Annotated in this window: 30 protein-coding genes and 1 tRNA gene; 16 read left to right on the top strand and 15 right to left on the bottom strand. The window is 27.6% G+C overall.

Going from position 1 to position 26,339, the window contains the following annotated elements:
• Positions 1 to 59: 59 nt before the first annotated feature.
• Positions 60 to 593, top strand: coding sequence for a restriction endonuclease subunit S (locus ACXYRP_RS03875; RefSeq protein WP_458615249.1), 534 nt, complete (start codon positions 60 to 62; stop codon positions 591 to 593).
• A 38-nt stretch (positions 594 to 631) separates the two neighbouring features.
• Here ACXYRP_RS03875 and plsY read toward each other — a convergent pair whose 3' ends face one another.
• Complete coding sequence (gene plsY / locus ACXYRP_RS03870; RefSeq protein WP_458615248.1) at positions 632 to 1,375, bottom strand: glycerol-3-phosphate 1-O-acyltransferase PlsY; 744 nt, start codon at positions 1,373 to 1,375, stop codon at positions 632 to 634.
• Positions 1,376 to 1,437: 62 nt separating this feature from the next.
• On the opposite strand from plsY, the gene def reads away from it, so the two are divergent.
• The 5 genes from def to ACXYRP_RS03845 are packed head-to-tail and all read left to right on the top strand — an operon-like array spanning position 1,438 to position 5,442.
• A complete protein-coding gene (gene def, locus ACXYRP_RS03865) occupies positions 1,438 to 2,001 on the top strand; it encodes a peptide deformylase (RefSeq protein WP_458597911.1) in 564 nt (187 codons plus the stop codon).
• Between the two features lie 8 nt (positions 2,002 to 2,009).
• The gene (locus ACXYRP_RS03860; protein WP_458597909.1) at positions 2,010 to 3,209 is read left to right on the top strand and encodes a hypothetical protein; all 1,200 of its coding nucleotides are present in this window, start codon (positions 2,010 to 2,012) and stop codon (positions 3,207 to 3,209) included.
• Between the two features lie 2 nt (positions 3,210 to 3,211).
• Positions 3,212 to 4,123, top strand: coding sequence for an MSC_0882 family membrane protein (locus ACXYRP_RS03855; RefSeq protein ID WP_458597907.1), 912 nt, complete (start codon positions 3,212 to 3,214; stop codon positions 4,121 to 4,123).
• Complete coding sequence (locus ACXYRP_RS03850; RefSeq protein WP_458597905.1) at positions 4,123 to 4,710, top strand: DJ-1/PfpI family protein; 588 nt, start codon at positions 4,123 to 4,125, stop codon at positions 4,708 to 4,710. The genes ACXYRP_RS03855 and ACXYRP_RS03850 overlap by 1 nt, the downstream gene beginning before the upstream one ends.
• 24 nt (positions 4,711 to 4,734) lie before the next feature.
• Positions 4,735 to 5,442, top strand: a complete 708-nt coding sequence (locus ACXYRP_RS03845) for a PQ-loop domain-containing transporter (protein ID WP_458597903.1) — start codon at positions 4,735 to 4,737, stop codon at positions 5,440 to 5,442.
• A gap of 21 nt (positions 5,443 to 5,463) precedes the next feature.
• Here ACXYRP_RS03845 and ACXYRP_RS03840 read toward each other — a convergent pair whose 3' ends face one another.
• Positions 5,464 to 6,312, bottom strand: a complete 849-nt coding sequence (locus tag ACXYRP_RS03840; protein WP_458597901.1) for an HAD-IIB family hydrolase — start codon at positions 6,310 to 6,312, stop codon at positions 5,464 to 5,466.
• A complete protein-coding gene (gene serS, locus ACXYRP_RS03835) occupies positions 6,296 to 7,573 on the bottom strand; it encodes a serine--tRNA ligase (protein ID WP_458614390.1) in 1,278 nt (425 codons plus the stop codon). The genes ACXYRP_RS03840 and serS overlap by 17 nt, the downstream gene beginning before the upstream one ends.
• A 174-nt stretch (positions 7,574 to 7,747) precedes the next feature.
• Here serS and rpmH point away from each other — a divergent pair, with 174 nt between their 5' ends.
• Genes rpmH through yidC form a run of 3 tightly spaced genes read left to right on the top strand, consistent with a single transcriptional unit; the run spans position 7,748 to position 10,399 of the window.
• Positions 7,748 to 7,894, top strand: a complete 147-nt coding sequence (gene rpmH / locus ACXYRP_RS03830) for a 50S ribosomal protein L34 (protein WP_004794083.1) — start codon at positions 7,748 to 7,750, stop codon at positions 7,892 to 7,894.
• 8 nt (positions 7,895 to 7,902) lie between these two features.
• Entirely contained in the window at positions 7,903 to 8,244 is a 342-nt protein-coding gene (gene rnpA, locus ACXYRP_RS03825; protein ID WP_435129202.1) for a ribonuclease P protein component, read from the top strand.
• Positions 8,222 to 10,399 (top strand): membrane protein insertase YidC, encoded by a 2,178-nt coding sequence (gene yidC / locus ACXYRP_RS03820; protein ID WP_458597898.1) that lies wholly within the window; start codon positions 8,222 to 8,224, stop codon positions 10,397 to 10,399. The genes rnpA and yidC overlap by 23 nt, the downstream gene beginning before the upstream one ends.
• A gap of 27 nt (positions 10,400 to 10,426) precedes the next feature.
• Here yidC and ACXYRP_RS03815 read toward each other — a convergent pair whose 3' ends face one another.
• Together ACXYRP_RS03815 and ACXYRP_RS03810 are read right to left on the bottom strand one after the other, a co-directional pair.
• Positions 10,427 to 11,422, bottom strand: a complete 996-nt coding sequence (locus ACXYRP_RS03815) for an NAD(P)H-dependent glycerol-3-phosphate dehydrogenase (protein WP_458597896.1) — start codon at positions 11,420 to 11,422, stop codon at positions 10,427 to 10,429.
• 45 nt (positions 11,423 to 11,467) lie between these two features.
• Positions 11,468 to 11,542, bottom strand: a tRNA-Trp gene (locus ACXYRP_RS03810).
• A gap of 126 nt (positions 11,543 to 11,668) precedes the next feature.
• Between ACXYRP_RS03810 and ACXYRP_RS03805 the strand changes: the two genes are divergently transcribed.
• A complete protein-coding gene (locus ACXYRP_RS03805) occupies positions 11,669 to 12,865 on the top strand; it encodes an MspI family type II restriction endonuclease (protein ID WP_458615247.1) in 1,197 nt (398 codons plus the stop codon).
• Position 12,866: 1 nt separating this feature from the next.
• Here ACXYRP_RS03805 and dcm read toward each other — a convergent pair whose 3' ends face one another.
• From dcm to gmk, 9 genes are all read right to left on the bottom strand, one after another.
• Positions 12,867 to 13,796 (bottom strand): DNA (cytosine-5-)-methyltransferase, encoded by a 930-nt coding sequence (dcm, locus tag ACXYRP_RS03800; protein WP_435129222.1) that lies wholly within the window; start codon positions 13,794 to 13,796, stop codon positions 12,867 to 12,869.
• 86 nt (positions 13,797 to 13,882) lie between these two features.
• The gene (locus tag ACXYRP_RS03795; protein ID WP_458615246.1) at positions 13,883 to 15,952 is read right to left on the bottom strand and encodes a heavy metal translocating P-type ATPase; all 2,070 of its coding nucleotides are present in this window, start codon (positions 15,950 to 15,952) and stop codon (positions 13,883 to 13,885) included.
• Positions 15,936 to 16,139, bottom strand: coding sequence for a cation transporter (locus tag ACXYRP_RS03790; RefSeq protein ID WP_435129234.1), 204 nt, complete (start codon positions 16,137 to 16,139; stop codon positions 15,936 to 15,938). The genes ACXYRP_RS03795 and ACXYRP_RS03790 overlap by 17 nt, the downstream gene beginning before the upstream one ends.
• A gap of 211 nt (positions 16,140 to 16,350) precedes the next feature.
• Positions 16,351 to 16,581: a phosphopantetheine-binding protein gene (locus ACXYRP_RS03785; protein WP_458597890.1), complete on the bottom strand. Its 231-nt coding sequence runs from the start codon at positions 16,579 to 16,581 to the stop codon at positions 16,351 to 16,353.
• Between the two features lie 17 nt (positions 16,582 to 16,598).
• Complete coding sequence (locus ACXYRP_RS03780) at positions 16,599 to 17,255, bottom strand: ribulose-phosphate 3-epimerase (RefSeq protein WP_458597888.1); 657 nt, start codon at positions 17,253 to 17,255, stop codon at positions 16,599 to 16,601.
• Complete coding sequence (gene rsgA / locus ACXYRP_RS03775; RefSeq protein ID WP_458597886.1) at positions 17,255 to 18,103, bottom strand: ribosome small subunit-dependent GTPase A; 849 nt, start codon at positions 18,101 to 18,103, stop codon at positions 17,255 to 17,257. The genes ACXYRP_RS03780 and rsgA overlap by 1 nt, the downstream gene beginning before the upstream one ends.
• A gap of 2 nt (positions 18,104 to 18,105) precedes the next feature.
• Positions 18,106 to 19,107 carry a serine/threonine protein kinase gene (locus ACXYRP_RS03770; RefSeq protein ID WP_458597884.1) on the bottom strand — a complete coding sequence of 334 codons (1,002 nt, stop codon included), beginning with the start codon at positions 19,105 to 19,107 and terminating at the stop codon, positions 18,106 to 18,108.
• On the bottom strand, positions 19,097 to 19,852 hold the full coding sequence (locus ACXYRP_RS03765; RefSeq protein ID WP_458597882.1) for a PP2C family protein-serine/threonine phosphatase: 756 nt from the start codon (positions 19,850 to 19,852) through the stop codon (positions 19,097 to 19,099). The genes ACXYRP_RS03770 and ACXYRP_RS03765 overlap by 11 nt, the downstream gene beginning before the upstream one ends.
• Complete coding sequence (gene gmk, locus ACXYRP_RS03760; protein WP_458597881.1) at positions 19,845 to 20,447, bottom strand: guanylate kinase; 603 nt, start codon at positions 20,445 to 20,447, stop codon at positions 19,845 to 19,847. Before gmk ends, ACXYRP_RS03765 begins: the two co-directional genes overlap by 8 nt.
• 138 nt (positions 20,448 to 20,585) lie before the next feature.
• Here gmk and truB point away from each other — a divergent pair, with 138 nt between their 5' ends.
• The 5 genes from truB to rpmB all read left to right on the top strand — a co-directional run bounded on the left by truB (position 20,586) and on the right by rpmB (position 23,652).
• Positions 20,586 to 21,431: a tRNA pseudouridine(55) synthase TruB gene (gene truB / locus ACXYRP_RS03755; protein ID WP_458597879.1), complete on the top strand. Its 846-nt coding sequence runs from the start codon at positions 20,586 to 20,588 to the stop codon at positions 21,429 to 21,431.
• Positions 21,419 to 22,234, top strand: coding sequence for a YcsE-related riboflavin metabolism phosphatase (locus ACXYRP_RS03750; protein ID WP_458597877.1), 816 nt, complete (start codon positions 21,419 to 21,421; stop codon positions 22,232 to 22,234). Before truB ends, ACXYRP_RS03750 begins: the two co-directional genes overlap by 13 nt.
• Complete coding sequence (locus tag ACXYRP_RS03745) at positions 22,234 to 23,073, top strand: FAD synthase (RefSeq protein WP_458597875.1); 840 nt, start codon at positions 22,234 to 22,236, stop codon at positions 23,071 to 23,073. Before ACXYRP_RS03750 ends, ACXYRP_RS03745 begins: the two co-directional genes overlap by 1 nt.
• 102 nt (positions 23,074 to 23,175) lie before the next feature.
• Entirely contained in the window at positions 23,176 to 23,442 is a 267-nt protein-coding gene (gene rpsO / locus ACXYRP_RS03740; protein WP_435129263.1) for a 30S ribosomal protein S15, read from the top strand.
• Between the two features lie 18 nt (positions 23,443 to 23,460).
• Positions 23,461 to 23,652 (top strand): 50S ribosomal protein L28, encoded by a 192-nt coding sequence (rpmB, locus tag ACXYRP_RS03735; RefSeq protein ID WP_458597873.1) that lies wholly within the window; start codon positions 23,461 to 23,463, stop codon positions 23,650 to 23,652.
• Between the two features lie 38 nt (positions 23,653 to 23,690).
• Here rpmB and ACXYRP_RS03730 read toward each other — a convergent pair whose 3' ends face one another.
• Positions 23,691 to 25,436: a hypothetical protein gene (locus tag ACXYRP_RS03730; RefSeq protein WP_458597871.1), complete on the bottom strand. Its 1,746-nt coding sequence runs from the start codon at positions 25,434 to 25,436 to the stop codon at positions 23,691 to 23,693.
• A gap of 49 nt (positions 25,437 to 25,485) precedes the next feature.
• Here ACXYRP_RS03730 and ACXYRP_RS03725 point away from each other — a divergent pair, with 49 nt between their 5' ends.
• Positions 25,486 to 26,172, top strand: coding sequence for a hypothetical protein (locus ACXYRP_RS03725; protein WP_435129272.1), 687 nt, complete (start codon positions 25,486 to 25,488; stop codon positions 26,170 to 26,172).
• The last annotated feature ends 167 nt before the right edge of the window (positions 26,173 to 26,339 follow it).

Below are 26,339 nucleotides of genomic sequence, written 5' to 3'. Positions count from 1 at the left end.
AATTTGATATAATACAAAACGAATTCAATCTGTTTTAGATTGAAAATCACCTCAGAAATATGCAGAGATGATACAATGTTAATTTTCTGTTAATTTTTATGTCCTTGTTTAGTGAATGAAGAGAATATAACTTAAAGGATTTGTTTAATTTTGTGAAAGGGAAATGTAGTAATTCTACTGAATTCGAAGAAGGGACTGAAGCCTTTTATATAGGTGCTATAGGTGCTAAAAAAGAAAATCATGGTGTGATGCAAAATATTGTATCAGAATCAACATTAATGTCAAAAGGAAATTGTATTGCATTTGTTTGTCAAGGTGAAGGAAGTAATGGTTATCAATTTTATATGCCTGTTGATGCGATACATACTACTTCGAATACCTTAGGGTATAGCAAACAGCTTAATAAATATAATGCATTATTTATTACCACTGTCTTAGATAAAGAAAGATTTAAATGATCTTTTGGTAGAGGAAGGAAATTGGATCTTTTAAAAAATACTATCATCAAACTACCATCAAAACCAGATGGAACACCAGACTGGGTTTTTATGGAAGAATATATTAAGTCCTTACCATATAGCAAATACATATAAAAACTTTCTTTTCTATCATATAGATTAAGAAAGTTTTTTTACTTACTGTTATGTTTCTTAAAAGAAACTTTGCGCTCAGTTTTATTATGAATTCTTAAAAAGTTATCATAATGAGCATATATAACAAATAATAATGCAACAAAATAAATAATATAAACTATAAAGAATAAAGAATCACTAGTAGCATTTAAGGTTCCTAAAATACCAGTTGAAATCCAAGGAATTAGTGCAAAAAAACCTGTGATGCTTGCTGATAATACACTACCTAATGAAACATATTTTCATATATAAATTACTAAAAAATATAATATTACAAATATAGGAAGTAAAATAATATTTATTGATGTTGCTAATCCTAAAATTGTAGCAACCCCTTTTCCACCACGAAAACCAAAGAAAATAGGTCAAATATGCCCGATTACTGTTCCTAAACCAGCAAACGAAGGAAAGATGTATAAAGTTTCTTTTATATAACTTACATCTGCAAAATTACTTTGATGTTCTAATCTAAAAGTGATATCATGATTTATAGCATAGGTTATCCCATATGCAATTGCAACAATTGCTAAGGTTTTTAATCCATCGATTCATAAAATAATTTGAGCTGCTTTTTTACCCAAAACCCTTTTTGCATTTGTTGAACCTGCATTACCCGAGTGATAATCGCGAACATCGACTTTATAGAATTTTTTACCGATAATAATTGTTGTATTTAATGAACCAACTAGATAACCTAAAATAAAAAAGACTATATTTGTTAAGATACTTAAAAATGCTACCATTATTCCCTTTCATAGCAATATAAATATTTTCAAATAATTATAAATAATTATATAATATAAAAATGAAAGAAAAAAAACAATTTGAGATAAATATAGTGCAACTTCCAGATCCTATTTTGCGTAAAAAATCACATAATGTTCCGATCCCATTAACAGATGAGGATATTAAACTTGCCGAATCAATGATTTATCATATTGATGATAGCCAAAGTCCGGATACTAAATTCCGTCCTGGAGTAGGTGTAGCAGCAGTACAATATGGGATATTAAAAAATGTTTTTTATGTACATGTAAAAGATGGTGAAGAAAAAACAGTATTTAAGGATGTGTTGTTTAATCCTAAGGTACTGGTAAAAAGTGATAAAAAAATTGCTATAGAATCAGGTGAAGGTTGCTTAAGTGTTGATGAAAGTATTCCAAATCAAGATGGATTAGTACATCGGAGCAACAAAGTTGTTGTAGAAGCATATAGTTATTTTGAGCGAAAGCAATTAAGATATGAAGTATCAGGTTATTTAGCAATTGTTTTTCAACACGAACTAGATCATCTTAATGGAATGCTATTTATTGATCGAATTGATAAGAAACAACCACACAAAAAGAAGAATAAAGCAATATATATTTAAAGGATAAGATGCTGCAAACAAATTTAATTTTACATTTTCAAGAACAAAATAATGCAAAAGAACAAATCCCTGATTTTTTAAGAAAAATATCAGATGCATTAAAATCAGTCGATGGTAGTGTATGAATCCCAGTTATGGTTGCTGCTCTAATTATTATTTCATTTGGTTTTGGTTTTTTATATAACTGAAAATATATTCCTGTTAAAATAACTGCGATTATTTTATCGATAATTGCTTCTATAGTTAGTGTAACGGTTGCTACAAAAAAAATAGATGATTCAGATATTCGTAGATTTATTCCTTTACTTGCTACTCTTGTTGCATTGATAACATATTGAGTTGTAAGGTTCTTAGGAGTTGTTATTATCTTCTTTATTCATATTTTTTATTCACGTAAAAAATATAAAGTAATTAAACAAGAAAAACCAAAAAAACATTTTTTAATTCGTTTTTTAGCAGGTGGATTAGGAAATATGATAGTCGGGTTACCAGGAACCCTATTATTTGCTAATGTGCTTTCTTCATCTACTCCTGAAAATTCATCAGTATCTAAAGCATCCAAGTTTTCAGTTTATTTGATGACCGGTGGAAAAGGTGAAAGTTACGGTGGCTTAGTTCCAAAAATTATTAATATCTTAGACCTTGCATCAGAATTTAGCAGCCAAGGAGATATTCAAAAAATCTTAGAAAAAGCACCTGATCAAATTACATCAAAAGATCAAGAGAAAATTAAAGAAGTTGCAAATAAATTAGTTCCAATTATAAATGATGAAAGACTTAGAAAAACATTTTTGAATAAGGCTAGAGAAAATAATTCACTTGATTTTCTAACCAAAAATTTTGATAAAAAGTTAACTGATGATATCATAAAAGCAGTTAAGACTAAACAGGTTGAATATAATATAGCAAATGATCAAAAGAAAAAAGAAATTGCTACAAACTATATAACAAACGAAGAGAATTTAAAAAATATTTATGAACAATATGTTTCACCTAATTTAGATAAAGCAGCCCAGACACAACTAGCATTTGCTCAAAAGATAATTGATAAAATAAATTCGGATGCCAAAAAAGATTTAAATGCATTTATCTCAAGTGCATATGAAAAAGTTGATCCAAATAGTAGCAATAAATTTGATGTTAGAAAAACAGTAGATGCACTAACTAACTTTATCGCAACATATGATTTTTCTAAAAATAAAGGTTAATTATGTTTAAACCTAAAAATAATTCCGATGAATTAGTTGCTAAAACTGTACAACTTCAAATGGATTCGAAAAGTGAAATTAAAGAAGAAGTTAAATATCGTGATCCAAAAGGTTTGCTAAATCCAGCAACTCAGAAAATCATAAAAAAAGAAATTTTTATTCGTAGAATTAGTGCAATTTTTTGAGGTGTTATTTGGGGTTTATCTGTCTTGGCAATTATTTTGGTTGTTGTTTTGAAATCTTTAGATGATCCTTATTCCGGGATTGCTTTATATGTAGTATTTTCATTTTTATTTTTATTATCAGCTTTTTTAACTATAAAAGGATTGATAAGGATTTCAGGTTGAAAAAAGACTGAAAATAGTTTTCGACAATCATATGCAAATGGTGATGCAGCTTCAAGCAGCATGTTTGTTGAAACATTTAAAAATTTATCCTTAAAAGCCTTACGCATAAAGTGAATTTATTTCTTTTTTACAACTTATTTTGTCTTATTTAATTTAATTATCTTTGGTTTATGGTCAGCAAAAACATTAGAAATAGGCACACCACCTTCACAAGCATCAGGAATTCATACTAATTTTTATCTTGCTATAAACTTCCAAGAAGCTTTGGATAAAGCTTTTGGAAGTGTAAAAACTATGTTAATTATTGACTTGGTTGTGCAACTAGGATTAACAGGTTTATTAATAGCAGTACTTTTATATGATAAAAAACGCATTCAAGATATTGATTTGCAACTTGGAAGCGATGATGCAACAGCGAAATTAAAAGAATTAATTCAAAATCGCAAGAAATCTGAAAATAAAGCATGATTAATTTTGTATATTATCATTTTTATCTTAGTTGTTTTAATTCCGCTTGCTTGAATGTTATACTTAGTATATCGCAAGATGATTAGGAGAAAAAAATAATGAATTTATTAGTTTTTATTGAAGATAATTTTAATGATATTGAACTTGTGACTCCGTTATCAATTTGAAAAAAGTCCAATATGTTTGATAAAATAACTTTTTATCACAAGTTTTTAACTCAGGCAAGCGGACAATTTGGTTTTACTAAAATTGAAAATATAGACAAAACCATAGATTTAGATGAATATGATTTTGTTTTTATTCCAGGTGGACGTGGAGCACAAGCTCTTAGAGAAAACAAGGATGCATTAGATAAAATACAAGAATGAATTAATAAAGATAAAAATATGGCGGCTATTTGTGATGCACCTAATGTTTTAGCAGAACATCAAATAATTAAAAAGAAAGATTTCACTGGATACCCATCGCAATGAAGTCAGAAATTTCGAAAAGGTATTAATTATCATGATGAAAGTATCGTAATTGATAAGAATATTATTTCAGGTAAATCTGCATTTGCTGCTGAAAAACTTGCATATAAAGTGTTGCAGGTGCTGTTTGGAGACGATGTAGCAATTAATACATACCAACAAATTTCAGGTAACAGTGATACAGAAAAAATATTAGAAATTTTAAACACACATTAGTGTGTTTTATTATATAATAGCACTATGAATCCATTAGAAATATCAATTCATACATTTAGTTGAATTGCAGCCATAGTGGTTGCATCGCTAGGTGTCCCGCAACTAATTAACCAAATCAAAACCCGTAAAACCGGAAATGTAAACTTCTTTTCATTTTGAGTCTTTCAGATTGGAATTTTACTTTGATTGATATGATCATCGCTTGGAAATAAAAAATTATTAAGCACTTTTGTAGCCAATACAGTCGGGGTATTTTTATACGGAACTATGATTATCTTACTTTATAAATATAAAGATGAGTTTGATAGTCGTATAAAATATTTTGGAATGGGTGCAATAGTAATTACTTGAATTATTGCTCTTATCTTTATTGCCCTAAAAATAACAAATTCATTTAAAACTCCTGTTTATTTATGAGATCCAAAAACCGAATCAGTTATGGGATTTATTTTCCCTGCTTTTACAACCTTAGCATTTATCCCACAGATGATTTTCTCAATTAAAACAAATTCATGAGAAGGAGTTTCACCGTATATGTTTTTAGTTTATGAATTAAATAATACTGTATGAATTATTTTCTGAGCTTTAAACATCTCTAATCCAGCAACTGCTATGCATAAATATGCATTTGTTGGGGGTATTGTGTGACAAATTATTTCATTTATTTTATTTGGTATTCAATTTATCTTTAGTTTTATGGATTATCAAAGAAGAAAAAAGCTAGCAGAATAAAAACAAGGAAGTACCTTGTTTTTATTCTGCTAAAAATGAAGTAATAAATTCACCAATTGTTGCACTGTTATGGTCATTAATGATGTGTGTTGCAACATCTTTCAAATCTGCTGTAGCATTACCCATAGCTATTCCTAAAGAAGCATGTTTCGTCATATCAATATCATTTCCACTATCACCAAAGGTGACAAGGTTTTTAGTTGTAAGATTTAGTAAATTAAGCAAATATTCTAATCCGATTAACTTGGAGGTGTTAATCGGATTTACATCTGTATATATTGAGTTGGTAAGATATATATTGCATTCAAAATCTTTAAGCAATTTCTTAGTCAAATCCGTAATCTCCTTAGCGCTTTTAAGTGGATTACGCAGTGCTATTTGTACAATTTGGACATCTTTATTTTCAATAACTTCTTGCATTTTTTCGATGCTGATTTGATTTATGATGTTCATATCCATTATATTTGCATCTGTAATTCAGTGAGGTTTTTGATTATTAGGTAATGCGGTAGCATTGTAATTATGTGTATCAACAGTTATGATAAGTTGATGCTTGCTAGCAATATCTCTCATTATATAAAAGATATCTTTATCTAAACTATTTAAAATATAGGCTTTTTGATTTTTTATATCATATACAGCAGTTCCGTTAGAACAAACTAAATAATCAATATGATCAACTGCTTTTGAATCTAAAAGAGGTAATGTCTTAGTGATTCCGCGCCCTGTAGCAATTACATTTATGTGACCGTGTTCTTTTGATTTTTTAAGTGCCTTGATTGTATCAATGTGTGCTTTATTATTGCTTTGTAGTAAGGTTCCATCTAAATCAAAAGCAAATACATATGGTTTTTTAACTCTGTTTTTCAATCTTTTCTACTCCACTCATATAAGGGATTAAAACTTTTGGAACCGAAACACTCCCATCAGGATTTTGGTATTGTTCTAAAATAGCAGCAATAAGACGGTCTACAGCGACACCAGAACCATTGATTGTATGAGCATAATTTGTTTTACCATCATTATCTTTATAACGAATCATCGCACGTCGAGCTTGAAAATCACCAAAATAACTTATGCTAGATACTTCTCTAAATCTTTGTTCTGATGGCAGTCAAAGTTCTAAATCAATTGTGGTTTTTGCTGAAAAACCTAAATCACCAGTGCATAAGCGAACTTTTTGATAAGGAATTTCGAGTTTTTCTAGTACATCTGCTGCATCTAAAACGGTTTGATTATATTCATTTCAAGCAGATTCAGCATTAACGACTTTAACTAATTCAATTTTCTTAAATTGATGTTGTCTTATGATTCCTTTGGCGTCCTTTCCAGAACTACCTGCTTCAGATCGAAAACATTCAGTATATGCTGTCGCCTTAAAAGGTTTGTCAAGATTAATTATTTCATTATTATAAATATTAGTTAATGTAACTTCAGCAGTAGGGATTAGATATTCGTTAACACCCTCAATTTTGTATAAATCTTCTTGGAATTTTGGTAACTGTCCTGTTCCATATAACGCAGTTTCTTTAACAATCACTGGTGTGTTAAACTCTGTATATCCTTTGGATAAGTGTAAATCAAGCATAAAATTAATTAATGCACGAACTAACTTTGCTCCTTGATTTTTATAAATAACATATCTTGAACCAGATAACTTAACTGCTCTTTCAATATCGATGATATCTAAATTTTTCGCAATTTCATAGTGTGGCAACACATCTGAAACAAGTCCTCTACCAAGGTTTTCAAATTTCTCAATAACTACATTATCATTTTCATCTCTACCTACAGGGACATCATTCGTAGGTAAATTAGGGATTTGTAGCAGCATATTTGTAATTTTTGCGATAAGTTCATTACTTTGTTCGTCTAATAAACTTTGGTGTTGTTTAATTTTTTGAATCTCTTTTTTAATTTGAGCAAGTTTCTCGGGGTTGTTTTTATATAAACCAAATTCCTTAGAAATTGCTGCTAATTTACTTTTAGCACTTTGTGCTTCATACATAATATGCCCGCGTTTTTTTGCTAAAGTTAAAAAAGCATCTAAAAAATGCATATCAAATCTACGATTTTTTAGGTGTTTTTTAACTTCATTTTCATTACTAATTATATATTTTATATCTAACATAAAACCTCATACATTCATGTAAATTATACACTGTTAATTGATTTTAATAATATGATAAATACCATTTTTACTGCTATATTATAGTTGTTTTTGTTATTTAATAAGCTACTTTGATAAAAAAAAATTTGTTATATAATTTATTCACGCTTATTATATATTTATAAAGGAGGACGAATGAGCAAACGTACATATCAACCAAATAAACGTAAACATGCCAAAGTTCATGGTTTTAGAGCTAGAATGAAAACAGCAAATGGAAGAAAAGTTTTAGCAGCAAGAAGAGCTAAAGGTAGAAAAAGATTAACAGTTTCAGATAAATAATAATTTGTATGAAAAAACAATATCGACTAAGAAAAAACTGAGATTTTCAAAGAATAATTGACAATAATAAATATGTCTCTAATAAATATTTAGTTATCTATTATGCAGAAAGTTCTTCATTTCATGCAGGTATTACAGTACCAAAGAAATTTGAAAATGCAGTCGGTCGTAATTATAATAAAAGACAACTTAAAGCAATTATTCATGAAATTAAGATTTATGATTTAAATTATGATTTTGTGTTAATTGTTCGCAAAGATTTTATTGCAAATGATTATGCAACTAAAAAGCAGTCAATTGCTAAACTCTTTGAGAAATTTAGGAAAAATGAAAAAAATAAATCATTTTAATTATTTCAACCAAGAAGGTAAGGAACAACAAAAAAAACAAGATACACTAAAGAAAGTTTGAAAATGAATTAAGATTGTTTTATATACTTTGTTATTTGGTTTAACAGTAACAGGTTGCGTGCAATCATTCGTTCTTAAAAATTCATCGAGTGTAGGAAATAGTATTGAATTTTACTCAAGCAAGGATGAAGTTTCCCCACGTGTAAATACTTTTGTTGTAAAAGACACAAAAGAACAAAAGATAAACATCAAAGATAATGACAACAAAGATGTTACAAAAGATGGAAAAATACAAACCGTTCCTTATGAACTTGCAACTCTTTCTATAAATCCTGATATAAACACTCTAGTAAACAATCCAGATATTCTTGAAAAACTAAAAAAACAAACATCTGATTCTTGATCAAAAGATGATACATACACTGTTAAAGAACCGCAAAAGGATGGAAGTATTAAAGAAGCACATAAAGAATATCCTAAACCTGAATATGGAGAAATAAAAAAATATTATACAACTTTTGCTATCGATGATCCGAAAGTGATAAAAAACTTAGGATATGATTATGATGATAAAAATAAAAACGTTGTTGCAAATCCTGATAAAAATAATATTAGTTTAATAGCAAAAAACAGAAGATTCTTATTTCAAGCAAGTAACTCAACTAGATATAAATATACTAATGATATTACTAATATATACCTATTGACTTTTGCATCAAAAAAAGATGAGCAACTTGTTCAGGTAATTACACATCCAGAAACAAAGGATTCTAAAAAACAAATACCTACTGTTGAAAATGGAAATTATATTTTAGTAGGGTTATCAGGTTTACAATCCGTTCCAAAATATACAGGTTTACTAACAGAAAATACTATTAATTTAGCATTTGCTCGTGATGTTCTCCAAACCTTATACAATTTTTCATTTGGTCCAAACAGTACATTTATCGCAAATTTTAATAAATATGCTGTTTTACCAGAAAACAAACAAAAAGACAAGGATGTTTTGAAAGATTACCAGTCATTTAGTGATTATTTAGAATTCTTAGCAAAAAAATTACAAGGACAAAGTAATCCAAGAATACCAATTTCACAAGCAGAAAAATTCTATATTGATGTTTATCAAGCAACAATGACTCAATATCTTACACAATTAGGTTTTTTACATGCTGATGATTTTAAAAGTTTTAATAAAGATACAGGGAAAAGTACTGTTTTTACAGAACCTACTGCAGCTACTAAGTATAACCCTGAGCAAAATATTTTATATGATTTAGGACAACGTCAGAATAAAGATAATAAATCAGAAAAAAGAAGAGATATTGATATACCTTTTAAAGGTGATTATCCAAGTCAAGCAATAACTAATTGAGGTGAAGCTTGAGCATATGGTCCATTTTACGGATTTATAGTATATCCACTTTCTGCAATTACACAAGGAATAAGCAAAGGTATTCCTGATTTAAAAGGTTGAGGATCTATCATTGTTATCATTTTAGCTTTAATTATTACTCGTTTAACTATGTTTGGTATCACCTTTAGATCTAAAATGATGCAAAGTGTTCAAGATAGTCTTCGTCCTAAAAAAGCAGCAATTGAAGCAAAATATGTTGGTTTTGAAAAAAACAAAGCAATGAAAATGAAGAAAAACCAAGAAATTCAAGCATTATATTCTAAATATAATATAAGTCCACTTGACCAATTTGGTAGCATCTTATTAACTATACCGGTTTTCCTTGCGATGTGGCGTGTAATTCAAGCAATTCCACAAATAAAACAAACTACTTGATTAGGATTAAATTTTGCTTCTGTTTCATGAACTAAGATTTTAAGTGGAGAATTCATATATTCTTGAATTCTGATTCTAACAATTGCTATTCAAGTGTTATCACAGTTGCTTCCAAAACTATTGAATCGCAAGGGTGTTAAGCAAAGAAATACCATAGCAGAAGCACAAGCATTAAAGAAATCAGAACGTACCCAAAAGATTATGGTGATTGTATTTGCTGTAATTACAGTCCTATTTTCGGTAGGTGTGCAAGTCTACTGATTATTTGGTGGATTATGACAAATTGGAGAAGTTCTTCTTCTCCATCGTTTAAAAAAGACAACTTGATATAAACAAAAATATGAAAGTCGTCTTAAAAAATCATAAATTAAACACCAGAAATATCTGGTGTTTTTAATTAACAAGAAAATCAGTTAATAATATAGGTTCTTTTTTGTTAAAGAGAATATCAATAATACTTTGAAATAATTTGGTTTCAATTTGCTTTTCTTTAAGCATTTTAGCAAGTATTTTAGCAGTTTGATATCCTTCGATAGTTTTTGAATTATTTTCAAGTGCTTTGCTGATACCAAATTCGGAAATTTGATTACCGAACATATAATTACGGCTCTTAGAAGAATTACAGGTTAAGAAAACATCACCAATACCAGCAAAATCAAATCCCATTTTAACATCATCATTTCCTGAGATAACCTTATATATATCTAATATTTCATTCACCCCGATTGTTATAATCGCAGCAACAGTATTGTTGCTATTAGTGTGGTTTGATAAAATTCCCAAACCGATAGCTAAAACATTTTTCAAAGCACTGAATAACTCGCTTCCAAGGACATTTTTTTGATGACGAAGTTGAAAATACCGATTATTAAAATAACTCATAATTTCTTGACAATAATCACTGTTAGTTCCTAAGATGTTAATAATAGTTACTTCCTTTTGAAATACTTCAATAGCAAACGAAGGCCCTACTAAAGAAACTAAGTTCTTAAGATTTCTCTTAAAACGATGTTGGATAAAGTCACTAAAAAACATTTCTGAAACACTTTCAATTCCTTTTGACAGATTAATGATATTTACTTTACGGTTTTTTAAACTATGATGCATTTGTTTTAAAATCCCTTTTAAAGTGTTAGCCGGAACTGCTAAAACAATATTTTCACTATTTAATACTACTTCATCAAAATCAAGTGTTGCCCTTACCTTATCTGGTGCATAAAAAGGTAAAGATCAAAAATATTTTTGATTATACCCGTTATTAATATCATCCACTTCGACTTTATCAATACCATACATAATAACATTATGTCCATTTTCTGAAAGCACATTTGCTAAAGCACTACCCCAAGCACCAGTCCCGATAAAACCAAATTTGTATAATTTCTTCATATGCTTATTATACAAGTTTTGCAATAATTTCAAGATATAAAAAAATGGCAGGAGTAGCAGGATTCGAACCCACAACACACGGGGTTGAAGCCCGTTGTTCTACCGTTGAACTATACTCCTAATATTTTTTATTATACCATAAATAAGCAAAATATAAATTAGTTATTTTGGATTTTTCTATCTATATTTATTCTAATTGATATAATAAAACAAAGAAATTTGAATCTTTATAAAAGAGGTTGTTATATGTCGTTTTCAAATAAAGATAAGAGTAAACATGGTTATAATGCTCAGAAGAGCATAATTGATTTGTTAAATTTTTGTAAAAATAATAATTATATAAAGAGTTTTCGTGTAAATTATAGAATCGGTAAAGAAGGCTATATTAATAACGAACAGTTTTATGCACCGTTTATTATAAAATTTCTTGATGACAAAGAATGGATAATATTTTCTACAACATCAATGAGAAGTGATAGAATAAAGGGTCAACAATGAGATGCATTTAATATAAAAGAAATAAATAAACAAGTTGAAAAAGCATTTTTAATATATTCAGACGATGTAGATGAGAAAGAAAGTTTTCTCTTTGCTCGACAAAACAACAAATATATTCTCAAAGAAGAAGTGACAGCTATTAACGAAATATTGAATCAAAGCAATCTTTATAAACAGATAGAACAAAAAGCATTATTTGATTATAATGATGGTTTTAAAAAGAATATGCAAGGATTAACATTTGAAAAAATTATTTCATTAATATTAAGTAATTCAGATAATTTAAAGAAATATAAAGAAAAAGATAAAACAATTACAGGACTAAATTATCCATATTTTTATAAGATTATTAGCAAGATAGATATCAAACCAGAAGAAATCAAATTTATAGATGCAACATCTAACGAATCTGAAATAGGTAAATTACCATCTGGTGGAAAACCTAAAACTGACATTATTCTGAAGATAAACAAATTAAATAATGAGTCTATAATTTTAACTATAAACTGCAAAAGAACTAGTGCAAAAAATGTTACTGTACATGAATATAAAGCAGAATCGTTCGTGAGTGTGCTAAGTCCACAAAATAAAGAGTTAAAGAATCTATTACAGATATTTCAAGAAAATCCAACATTGTCTAGCTTTGGCGAAGATAATAAAAGAAGATTAACATCAATATTAAAACCATTGAAAGAAAAATTAGCAAAATGAGTAATAGGTGGGGTTTGTGGTAATGGGTTTCTAAATAAACAATGATCAAGTCATATTTTAACTTTTGATAATAATACATCTATGATTTATTTTTATACAATCGATGAATATATAGATTTACTAGATAAACACAATATTTGTGGACATTTTGGCACACATTTTTTATGAACATATCCATCTAAGAAGAAAGGTAAAGCAATACAATTAAAATGTAAAATTATTTCAGAAATATAAATTACCTTTTTATAACTTTCTTCATTGCATCAGCAACTGCTTTAATCATTGGAATTGCTACAGAATTACCAAATTGTCTATACATTTGTGTCCTTGATACAGGGACAATAAAATTATCAGGAAACCCCATTAATCTCTTTAATTCTAATTCGCTATACATTCTAAGACCAGTTTTTCCATCTTTTATAAATGTATTTGTAAGCCTTTGGATTTTATGATAACTTGCACATAATGTATTAACTTGGATATTGCTATCAAAGTCCACTATCTGCGGTTTTCCATCATCTACTTTAAATAAATAATTTTTCTGTAGGTGTTCTGTGACTGAATAACCATTCGGGCTTCTCTCAAGAATATCACTAATCGGTATTCTAACTTCTTTGTCTCCTTCTGGAATCTCAAAATTATTAACATTTAAATCTTTTCTAAAACCTACAATAATTATTCTCTCACGTCTTTGTGGTAAACCAAAATTTTGTGCATCAAGTATCTTATAAAAAGTCTTGTATTCAAGATCGTTTAAACTTTGCAAAATTATCTTAAAGGTTCTACCTTTATCATTTGTTAATAATCCTTTGACATTTTCAAGTAAAAACATCTTAGGTTTTGAGTGTTTTAAAATTCTAAGAATATCAAAAAATAATGTTCCTTGACTTTGATGTGTAAAACCTTGTCTTTTTCCGATGTGACTAAAAGGTTGACAAGGAAAACCTGCTAAAAGAATATCGTGATTTGGAATATTTTTTTCGTTTATTTTTCTAATATCACCAAATGGAATTTCATTATAGTTAGCAAAATATGTCTTAGCAGCAAATTTATCTCACTCGCAACTAAATACGCATTTGGTATCATCATCTTCAAATGCTTTTCTGATGCCACCTATTCCAGCAAACAAATCGATAAATGTAAGTGTTTTATCTATAGATTTCATATCTTCCTTTGATATTTGGAATATTATTATAACTTAATTTTTAAACAAACTAATGAAATGAATCGAATCAAAAAAACTAACAAATGTTAGTCTTTTGATTCGATAGATAAATTATTAGCAGACATTTCTTTTAATTTCTTTGCAGTCCTATTTTTAAAATACAAGGTATTTGAAAGCAATAAAATGTTTGATATAATCATAATTATAGCAGCTAATCAAGGGAATAAAATTCCACTAATAGCAACTGGTATAGCCAATAAATTAAAGAAGAAAGCTCATAAGAAGTTAAATTTAATAACTTTTAAAGTTTTCTTCGCTAAATAGATTGCTTGATAAACAGCTTGCAGTTCATTAGTCATTAAAGATATATCAGCAGCAGAGTTCACTAGATCAGAACCAGATGCAAAAGCAATTCCTAATGACGCTGTTTTTATCGCAAGAATATCATTTAAACCATCACCTACGAAGATTGTTTCACCTTTTTTCTTAAATTCTTCAATTAATTCTAATTTTTGTTCTGGTTGTAATTGTCCATAAAAAGTATGAATTCCTAAATCAGATGCAAATTTTTTAACAACTTCTTGGTTATCACCAGAAGCTATAACAACATGTAAACCTAATTCGTGGAATTTAGCAATCATATCTTTTGCATCAGCTTTTAAAGTATCACCAAGAGCAAAAATCATAACAATTTTAGAATCTTCTGCTAATGCAACATATGAAAAAGGTTCAAAATTTTCGATGTTTACTAAATCGTTAAAGTTCTTTTCTAACATCTTTTTGTATGAACCAAGTTCATATTGTTTTCCATTGCTATTTGCTACGATACCATAACCTGGAATTTCTTGTTCATTGGTTATTTCAACTGCATTAAAACTTTGATAGTTAGCAATAACTTGCGAAAGTGGGTGATGTGATTTAGAAGCTAATGATTGAGCAATGTTTTGATAACTTTGATCACCTAAAACTTTTTGGATAGTTGGTTTTCCTTGTGTCAAGGTTCCAGTTTTATCAAAAATAATATATTTTGCATTCTTGAGTTTTTCATAAACATCTGCCGAAGCAAAAAGGATTTTATTCTTGCTTGACAAACCACTTGCTGCATAGATAGCTGCTGGAGCGGCAATCCCAAATGCACACGGACAAGCAATAACTACAACTGTAACACCAATTTTGATTCCGTAATATATACCCGAATTATTTGCTCCATCAACTTTTGCTAAATAACTAGGGAAATTATTAATAGAGTAAATTGTTGCTGTTCAAATAATAAAACTAATTAGCGCAATTGATAAAATAGCAGGGATAAAATATCTAACAATCCGATCCGCAAGACGCTGAATCTTTGAAGATGAATCTACAATGTTTTCAAGTTTATCAATAATCTTTGTTAAGGTTGATTCACCCATAGTTTTTTGAACTTGTAATTTTAATGATGTAGTAATATTATTAGCACCTGAAATAACATAATCACCAGGTTCAACCGTTTTCGGAAGTGGTTCTCCGTTGATAAATGCCATATCTAATTCAGATGTATTTTCTAAAACAACTGCATCAACTGGAATATTTTGTCCTTTAGGAACAATAATTTGATCACCAATTTTTAAAGAACGAGTGCTTACTTTTTTAGTGCTTCCATCGGGTTGTACAAGTAAAGCAAAACGATTTTGTAGTTGTAATAATTCTTTAATCCCAATACTAGACTTGCGTTTTAATTTATCTTCTAAATAATGACCAATTCCTATAAAGGTCAATAATGCACTCGGTACATCTCAAAAGTACATTTCTAAGACATTATAACCTTTTCTTGGTGTAGCAAGTGTAATAATGGTTAAAATAAGTGAATAAAAGTATGATAAATGAACCCCGATGGCTATTAGCAAGTCCATTCCAACATCACCTTTAAACAAACGGTAATAGTTTGTAAAATACTTTATAGATACTACAAAAACTAAAAATGTTGCTAAAATACCTAAAACTAAATAAACTCAAGTTTGTTTAGCCTGCACAATTAAATCATGTCCTACACCTTGGGAGATACCAATAATATGTAAAATAATTATTATTAAGAAAGGAATGAATATAACTGCTTGGACTCATAGATTTGTTTTAGGCAACCATAATCAATTTAAAAATTTTTTAATTTGGTTCAGCATCGTATCCTGCTTGTTTTGCTAATTTAACAATTAACTCATCTGGATATTTTTCTTCATCAGCATCGATTTTAATCATTTTTTCCATAATATTAACAGAATATTTAATTTCTGGGTATTCTTTGAATACTTTATCAATATGTGACTTACATGACGCACATGAAACATTAATTGTAAAATAACGTGTCATAAAAACTCCTTAATATAATATTGAAGTAGTTAGATTTAATAACTAACTACGATAAGAATTATAATATTAAAAATAAGTTTTCAAGCAAAAAATTAATTTTTCGTAATTTTTTTAAGGAAATATATTCTTTTTGCTTTTTCGAAAGTGATAAAAATATTTTCTATGTCTTAAAATTCATATATAAAAATACAAAATAAGCAATTTTAAACCTTTACTTATTTTGTATTTTGGATGTTATTAAATTTGTGATATCGCTAACAAATTTAATATTCAATATCTCCTCATCTGAAATAGAAATACCAAATTCATCTTCTGCATCTATGATAAGTTCAGCTAAATCTAACGAATCAATTTCTAATGATTTGACTTCATCGTTTTCATTTACCTTCTTTTTGGATAATCGTTTTAAATTTTCTAATATTTTTGTTTTAATTTCATTCATATTCATATTATATTACATTATCCTTTGATGATACTGTGTATTTTTTCTTTTGTAGGTTCATTTACTAAATATGTTCCGGCAACACAAGCATTTGCACCAGATTTAAATGATTTAGGTCCAGTTATGTTATTTATTCCACCATCAACTTGGATAAGAAAATCTAAACAGTCTTTCTGGCGATATAGTTTTAATTTTTTAATTTTATCCAAAGAAGTTTCAATGAACTTTTGTCCGCCTTTTCCTGGCTCAACTGACATAATTAAAACAAGTGCTAAACGATCTATATATGGAAGCAAAACATCCACAGGTGTGCTCGGTTTTATAGCCAAACCAATTTTTATTTCATGAAAATTTCTTTCTAAAAAATCATCAAATTTATCTAAATCATCTATTATACTTTCATAATGAAAAGTAATGATATCAACGAAGTTTTTTACTTTTTCAACATAATCATAGGGATTTTCAACCATTAAATGAACATCCTTAAGATGTTTTTTACCATTCTTAGCAATATTTTCAATTTCAGTAATTTCTATAGCAGTATTTTCAACAAATTTTCCATCCATTACATCGTAATGGATTCATTTAATTCCTGCATCTACAAGTTTATTAGCTAATTCAAGTCTGTTTTTAGCATCAACATTTAATAAACTTGGTGTAACATATTTATTCATTATTTCCCCTCATTTAATTGTGATAACAATTTTATGTAATTTTCATATCTAAATTCTGGTAGTACCCCATCCCGAAGTTTTTGTTTTATTGCACAATCATTTATTGCTTCATTTTGATGTAAACAACTGCGGAATTTACATAATTTTGATCAGTTATAAAAACATTTATAACTGTGAGCAAGTTGAATTTGTGTTAGATTTAAATCCAATGAAGAAAAACCTGGAGTATCAATCAATCAGCCTTTTTTTATTTTGATTATGCTTACAGTTCTAGTTGTGTGTTTACCTCTACCTAATGCCTTGGAAATTTCCTGGGTTTGATAATTAAAATTTCCGATATTATTTAATGTAGTAGTTTTACCAACTCCACTTTGACCCATAAATAAATTATACTTATTTGCTGTAATTTCTTCGATTTTGCTTAAATAATTTGGATTATTATTGTTTATTAAGATAACTTGATAACCTAGGTTTTGATATTTATTTGCTCATTTTCTTGCATTTTCTTCATCTAAATCAATTTTACTAATACATAAAACTGGTTCAATTTGTTTTTCTTCAATAATTGCCATATATTTATCAACCAAAAAACTTGAAAATTTAGGTTGTTTTATCGACATAAAAATAAAAATTTGATCAACATTAGCAACCTTAGGACGAATAAAAAAGTTTTGACGGTCTAAAATTTCAACAATCTGATTATTTTCCATTATTACATTATCACCGACAACAGGAGTTTTTTGTAAAAACCGCAACTTACCTGCAGCAGGAACTTTTATAATTTGTTGCTTGTTTACAAGTTTATAAATACCTGAAACTGCTTCAAAAATTTTATAGATTTGTTTCATAATTAAATAAAGTTATTTACCTTAAAAACAACAGCAAAAATAACTATCACAACTATTAAAAATAATATACTAGTACCTAAAAAAAGCGGAGATCTAACAACTTCTGCAACTGTTTTTCTGGGTTTCATTGTTTTTGGTGAAATAAGTTGTTCGATTTTATTTTCATTCCTTGTAGACTTAATTATCGCCTTTTTAAACTCATTCATTGTCTTGTATCTGCCTTTTGGATCTTTTGCTGTTGATTTAGTGATAATATTTACAATTGAATTTGGGACATCATGCTTAAAGCGACGTATATCAGGGAAAGCATCTTTTTGATGCATCATTATTGTATTTACAGCATTATCGCCACGAAATGGTAGTTGTCCAGTAAGCATTTGAAAGTATAAAACACCAAGAGCATATATGTCAACAGCAGGAGTAATGTTTTTACTACCATTTGATAACTCAGGTGCTGCATAATAAGGTGAACAAATTAACGAATGCGCTTTTGTCAAATTTTGTGTTTCGTTGGTAACTGATATACCAAAATCCAATATTTTTAGATGGTGTGAAGAAGAAATGATGATATTTTCTGGTTTGATATCGCGATGGATAATATTATGTGCATGTAATTCTTCGATTGTTTCAGCAAGTTGTTTCATATAATTATTAGCTCTCTTGATAACAAAAACATGTGAATCTTTAAGAAGTTTTGCTAATGTTTCACCTTCCATATATTCCATTACATAATATTGCTCGGTATCATTATATTCATAATCATAAATTTTTGGAATATTTTTATGCTTTATCTTTTGAAGTAAGTTAATTTCGTTTCAAAAGCGTTTTTTATTAGTATCATTATCGTCAACTTTACGGTATTTGAGTGCATATTTATTAATATCGGAAGTTTTTTTAGAATGAACTAAAAAAACCGTACCCATACCACCTTCACCGATAATTTTATCTATTATATAACTGCGATGTACTTTAGAATTTTGTGGAATTTCGAATTTATTTTTCATTATCTAACTCCAATAAAGCAATAGTCATATTATCATTTGATGAATTTAAAATTGCCTGATCTAATATAGCATTTGCTATATTCGATATACTATCATCCTTTGATAAACAAGCTTCCAAATCAATATGTTCAACAAACTCATGGATCCCATCAGATGTGAGCATTATTTTATTGATTAAATCATATTCATTATCTTTAATTTCTGTTATATCAATTGTAGTAGGAATATTAGGCCCTATTGCACTTGTTAAATAACGAGCATATTTCTCGTTCTTATTATTATGGTAGTCATATCCATTTTTTTTTCATTGTGATGCAAGGTTTTGATCTATTGTTACTTTTATAAGTTTTTTGGTATTCAAATAAAAATAGCATCGAGAATCACCTACATTAAAAATAAAAATTTTTCTATGTTCAGGAATTCCGATGCAGCCTACTAATGTGGTACCCATATTTTCCATTTCTTTGTTTTTTGCAGCAATCTTTTTCATTTCTTTTTTAGCAGTTGCAATAGAATCTTCAATAAATTTTTTAGTTTGAATCGATGATGTATAAACAAAGTTTCTACCAAAATTAGAACTTAAATAGTTAATAACTATATTAGATGCTACATCACCATACTTATGACCACCCATACCATCAGAAAGTAATGCGAAAAAATAGTTATCTTTTGCAAATATTTTTGCACAATCTTCATTATTTTCTCTAACCGTACCCTTATCACTTATATATATAAATTTAATCAAGCATAAGCTCCCTATGTAAAATTGATCGAATTTCTTCTGCTGCCCTTTCAGGAATGTCGTTTATTACTTTGTATCTAAAGATGTGTGATTCTGCAAGTTCGAGTTCGGATTTTGCAAGGCGTTCCTTTAAAGTCTGTGAATTTTCAGTTCCACGACCTAAAATTCTTTTTCTTAAATCACTAATAGATGGTGGGGATACAAAGATGGTAATTAAGTTATATTTTTTTGCTAATTCACCTGAAGAAAATTTAGATATTATTTGCTTTGCACCCGTAGTTTCTATCTCTAGGAAAGGAACTTTATTTTTTTTGTGTATTTTATCAAGTTCAGAATATAAAGTTCCATAATAGTTGTTTAAATGATATGAAAATTCAACAAATTTACGACTTCGTATGTGATTACGAAATGTTTCAACATCCAAAAAATAATAGTGTATTCCATTTAGTTCACCATTACGTGGTTTCCGTGTAGTAGCCGAACAAGAAAGTGAAAGATTAAGTTCATCAAAATCAAATAACAATCGCTCAATTGTTCCTTTTCCTACTCCGCTTGGCCCTGAAAAAATAATAATTGGTTGTTTTTGTTGCTGCTTCATATCCATATTGTGTTATATTATAGCACTTTTGAGCAATTTTTGCTGTAAATAAGATTATAAAGACCAAATTTTAAAAAAATCGAAAATATAAATATATGAGTTTAAATATAGTAAAATATCCAAATATAAAAGGGGAAAATGTTTTATAAATTTTTTAAAGAATCAGGTGTTTATTCAAATCGTGAAATTAGAGCTTTAGGGAAGAAATTAGGTGTCAAGAAAATAGGACATAGTGGAATTTTAGATCAATTAGCAAGTGGCTTAATGATTGTTGCTACTGATTCAGATACTAAACTTTTAGATTATATTTCTAACAAAAATAAAGCATATATTGCTAAAGCAAAATTTGGTTATAGTTCTGATACATTAGATTCAAATGGTGATATCCAAAAAGAGAATGTAAAACAAGTTAATTTAGATAACTTACAGCAAGCAGTTTATATAATATGTACACAAGAATTTCAAATTCCACCTAAATATAGTGCAAAAAGAATCAAAGGACGCAGAGCATACGACTTAGCAAGACAAGGTATAGATATTGAATTGAAATCTCATAAAATTAAAGTAATTGATTATAAAATACTTGACTTTGATTATGAAAATCAAGAATACACAATTTATTTTTTGGTTTCAAATGGTACATATATTCGGGTTTTATTAGAAGATATAGCAAAACAACTTAATAATAGCAGCATAATGACAGAGTTAAAACGAATTAAAGTAGGTAATATAGATATTGATGATTTGAAGCCAACAGAGCATCAGAAAATATCCATATTTAATTTATTTGATTATAATATACTTAAATATACAGAAAATGAGTATAAATATTTAATTAATGGTAGAGAGTTTGAATGTGATTATGATGATGGGATTTTAATGTGATCTGATGCACAAAACCAAATTGTATCAGTAGGACTAGTAAGAAATAAAATATTTTTTCCTAAAAAAGTATTTTTAGAAAGGCTGAAATGAAAAATTTAAAGGATATAATAAAAATAGCAGTTTTCGATGTAGATGGAACAATTTTACCTAATGGAAATACAAAATTTTCAAAAAACATCAAAACAATGTTTAAAAAACTTAAAGAAAATAATATTATAAGTGTTTTAGCAACTGCTCGTGAGTTTGCTACAATTGGAGATTTTTTTGAACAACTAAAATATGTTGATTATTTTATTGGTGCAAATGGTGCATTTATTTGAGATGTAAAAAAACAAGAATTTTTATACAAAAGTACCCTTAAAAAAGTAGATGTAGTTAAGTTATACGATGCATTCGGAACACAAATAAAAGGATTTTTAATTACTGATTTTGATAAAGTTTATAAGTCTCCACAAACTCCAATTGATTCATGATTTATTCGTCCTTTTCAAGTAAATTATTTAAACTATGAAGAAGCTTTATTAAGTAATAGTGATTTATATGTTATAACTATCAACACAGATAAACCATATGAATTATCGCAGAAAATGGAACAATTTATTAAAGATGCAAAAATGGAAGTTGAAATTTCATCAAGGTGATCAAGAGGTTTTTTTATCAATCCAATTGATATAACCAAAAGCACAACATTAAAAAAATTAACTAAGCATTTAGGTTATTCAATGGATAATGTTATTGCTTTTGGTGATAGTGCAAATGATTTTGAGATGCTTCGGGATGTGTATTATGGTGTAGCAATGGAACGAGCAAGTGATAAAATTAAAACTGTAGCTTCAGATATAGCAGCAGACTGTGAGTTTGATGGTACTTATTTAAAACTTAAAGAATTACATTTAATCTAATGGACAAACTTATTATTTATACACTAGATGATTTTAAAGCTGAAGATGGTGATAGTTTTATTATCGGTTCCTTTCAAAGTTTTCACCTAGGACACTATCAGTTATATAAGCAAATAGCAAATAATCCAGGTAGAAAAATTATTGTGACTTTTAGTTGTAACGATATTTATAAATATCGCAACGAAAAACTTTATCAAAATGATAACGATCGATATTTAATGATGTCAAAAATGAATGTTGATGCGATTATTGAGCTTCATTTTAATGATGTAAGACACTTAAGTGGACCAGAATTCCTACATAAATTAGCATCTGATAAAAAAGTTAATATTGCAGTTGGTCAAGACTTTAAATTTGGTTATCAAGCACAGTGAAAAGCAGACGATATAGCAAATATTTTACCTAATGCAAATGTTTGTGTTGTTGAAATATATAAAATTAAAAATGTAAAAATAAGCACAAAACTTTTAAGAGAAGGTTTAGCATACGGTAAGTTTCGTTTTCTTAATATGGTTTCTCCGTTTGGTTATCTTGTTTCAGGTGAATTAAATAACAAAGGTTTTCATTATCCGGAAAATGTTATTGTGATTCCAGCAGGTTTGTATATTGCGATTTTATATGCAAATGATTTTGGTTTTCATATTATTATGCACAAAACAAAAGATAATTGAATATTTTTAAAATTAGTTGAAAAACAAAGTATGTATTCAATTGAAAGAATAGTTGGTAATGTTGTCCTAGAAATAATTTCAGAACTAAGATTTATAGTTTCAAACGATGAAGACCAGATTACCGAAGAAGACTATGTTAATGCGAAAAACATTTTTTTAAAATCATAGGATATGTTATAATAAATAAGCAATTTTATTGCGAACATAAATTTTACTCTGGGTTATAAAGAAGTTTTAGCTCGGATAAAACATAATATAAAGGAGTTTATTATGGTTTCTAAAGCAAGAAAAGCTGAATTAATCAAAAAATTTGGTAAGAATGCTAAAGACACAGGAAATGCATCTGTGCAAATAGCAATTTTAACCGAGGATATTGAATCACTTAAACCACACTTTTTAAAAAACCCTAAAGACAACCATTCAAGAAGAGGATTCTTAGCAAAAATTTCACAACGTAAAGTATTATTAAAACACCTAAAAGAAAATGATTTTAATGAATACAAAAAAATAACTGAAGCATTAAAAATACGTAAATAATTTGATTGAAAGGTTATTATGTCAAGAAGATGTCAAATTTCTGGTGTAGGTCCAATGGTAGGAAATACACGTTCACATGCTATGAATGCTTCAAAAAGAAAATTCAATGTTAACTTACAAAAAGTAAGAGTAACAATTGGTGGTCAAAAAATGCAACTACGGGTAAGTGCAAAAACCTTAAAAACCTTGAAGAACAAAGGTTTAGTATAACAAAAATCATTTAAGTCTGTTTTATGGACTTAAATGATTTATTTTAACTGATTAAAAACACGAGTATCCTTGAAATTTTCATATATTTTCGAAATACTGCTGTTAGTTCAAACAAAAATTCTTACTGTTACTGGATATTTAAATGTAATTGATTTTTTTGAGCGATCAAAATTTATGATTTTAATATCTTTTAATGCAGGAACTACAAATAAAGAGTTATCATTGCTTGAAAAGATAAAGTCACTGGGTTTTAGTTGGTCAATTGGGGTATTTATTGCTTCTGTTTTGATGTCGATTTTGTAGTTTTCTGTTGCAATAGAAGAAATCAATTTATCTAATTGCGATTGAAACATATTTCTGATTTTACTGTTATTAGAATCTGATGAAATATAAACATTATCAACATTAAAATAACCGATAAAATCACTAAATTCATTACGTTTGTTGTTAATTAGTTTTAAATTATCATCATCTTCTTTAAAACTTATATATTTATTAAATCAAAAACCATCTGGTTGGTTTGCATGATATTTAATTAAGTCTTCATAACTTAAAAAGTTATCAATTGTTCTTATGATAGTGTTTTGTGAAATTGTATATTCTTGTTTTTGTGTTGTTACAACATTATTTATATAAGTATTTTGTGTATATGAAATTTTATTACCTGGATGAAGCAATAAATCGATATCTTTATAAACTGCATCAGCACCCGGATCTGATTTATAATATATATTATAATCGTTTGCATATTTTGCTACAACAGTTATTAAATCATTAAAATCGCTTTTGCTTCCACGACCTAAAACTAATAAGGGTTTCTTTTTATTTTTATAAATATCACTTTCAATTATATCTCTAGTTTTTTGTCAATTATTTCCAATAATATTAGTAAAATAAGTTATTAAGTATTTATTATCAGAACTTTTTGTTTTAGTAAGCAAATTATTCAAAGTTTCATTATCATCATTAAAATAAGCAAAATTATTTTTTAGATAATTTTCATTAAATCTGCTGGCTATTTCAGATGTGCTTCAATAATAATTAATATGATTAAAGTTTATTGATAAAAGATACTGATTATATGAATTTAAGAATTTTCCTTTATACAAATTTCAAACCTTGTTTGTTGAATCAAAATATTCACTGCGAAATTTTGGATCAAAACCTTTATATAAAATACTAAAACCAATTGATGTATCTTGATTTAATCCGTTAATTTGCACATTTTTGTAAGTCGATAAATTAGCATAATCAACAGAACGTTCAAAATTATTAGAATTAGTTCAAATGTTGATTCTTTTGTATGGATTTGAATTAATTATATGTTCAACTTGTGATAAAACTGCTTCATCTTCACCTTTTTTAATCTTAATTACTTTAGAATTTTTATTTTTTACATCAACTCTTTGGCTGTTATAAAAATCCTCTAATAATTTAGCGTCCGTTCTACTTTGAACAAGCGAATTATTAGGTAAAACAAAAAAATAATTTTCACTCTTAGATAGCATTGATAGTCGAATTAAATCATAATACACATCTGTTCCACGGGTTGTGAAATAAATATTAATATCTGCTCGATTCTGCTTATTAAGCAAATCAAGTTTTGAATTTGTGTCGATATCAAAATTAACAAAATTTTGCTTTTGATTTTTTGAATCATTTAATTTGTCGGTGCTTTTGTTTGCAAAAATACCTATATCACTAAATAAAACTACCCCAATCACAGTTGCAGAAGCAGCAATAAGCGATGAATGAATCAACATATATTTTTTTAATTTTTTCATAATTTACCTAAATAGTTTTATTTTGTTATTAATATTTTATAATTTTTAAATGAAAAAGAAAACTAAAAAGTGAATCGAATTAATGGTACCGATTACAAGTTGGATATTAATTATAATGATGACTATTTTAATTTTAGGATTATTACTATCAATTTTTATTCTTAGTAAACTATCACATGAACTAACTAATGAATTGAATATTAATTTTTACATCTTTCAAACAAACATTATTGAATATTTGATAATTATTTTAATTTTGATTATATCTTATGTAATGAGAGCGATACTTCTAACAAAGTTAATGTATAAGGTAAAATTCAATAACAAGGTAAAAAGAGCAATATTCATCTTTGTTCCATTAATTTATGATGACATCTTATTAGATTCATATCGATTAAGCTGTAATCTCAATGATTATAATAAATACATAAATTGCAAATATTCGTTAAGATTAATGCGATTGACATTTTCGATGATTACTTTTTATATAATTTATCTTATTGTTTTTATCTCTTTGATGTTTTTATTAAAATATTTACAAAATGAATTTTATGAAAAATTCATAGATATTCTCCTTTATTGTTTCTTTGTAATCTTCTTTTTTATTTCTTTTTCGTTTAATGTTTGATACTTTAAAAGTTTTATAAAACTAAAAGATATGAATATTGATTATAAAGGATTTGAATTAATAAAGTTAAAAAATTTAGAGTTAATATATTCAGAAAATATAAAATAAAATTTTTATTTTTTATTTTTTATCATATAATAGTTAAGCATTCAAAAAATAAAATAATTTTGTTTATTTTTGTTTGCAATATAATAATTATTGCTTATATTTTACTATAAGTAAAAGTTCTTTGAAAACTAGATATAAAACATGACAGTCAATTTTTTCGAGAGTTT

This window comes from Mycoplasma sp. 5912, assembly GCF_054353835.1.
This window is presented reverse-complemented; position numbering and strand designations above follow the sequence as displayed.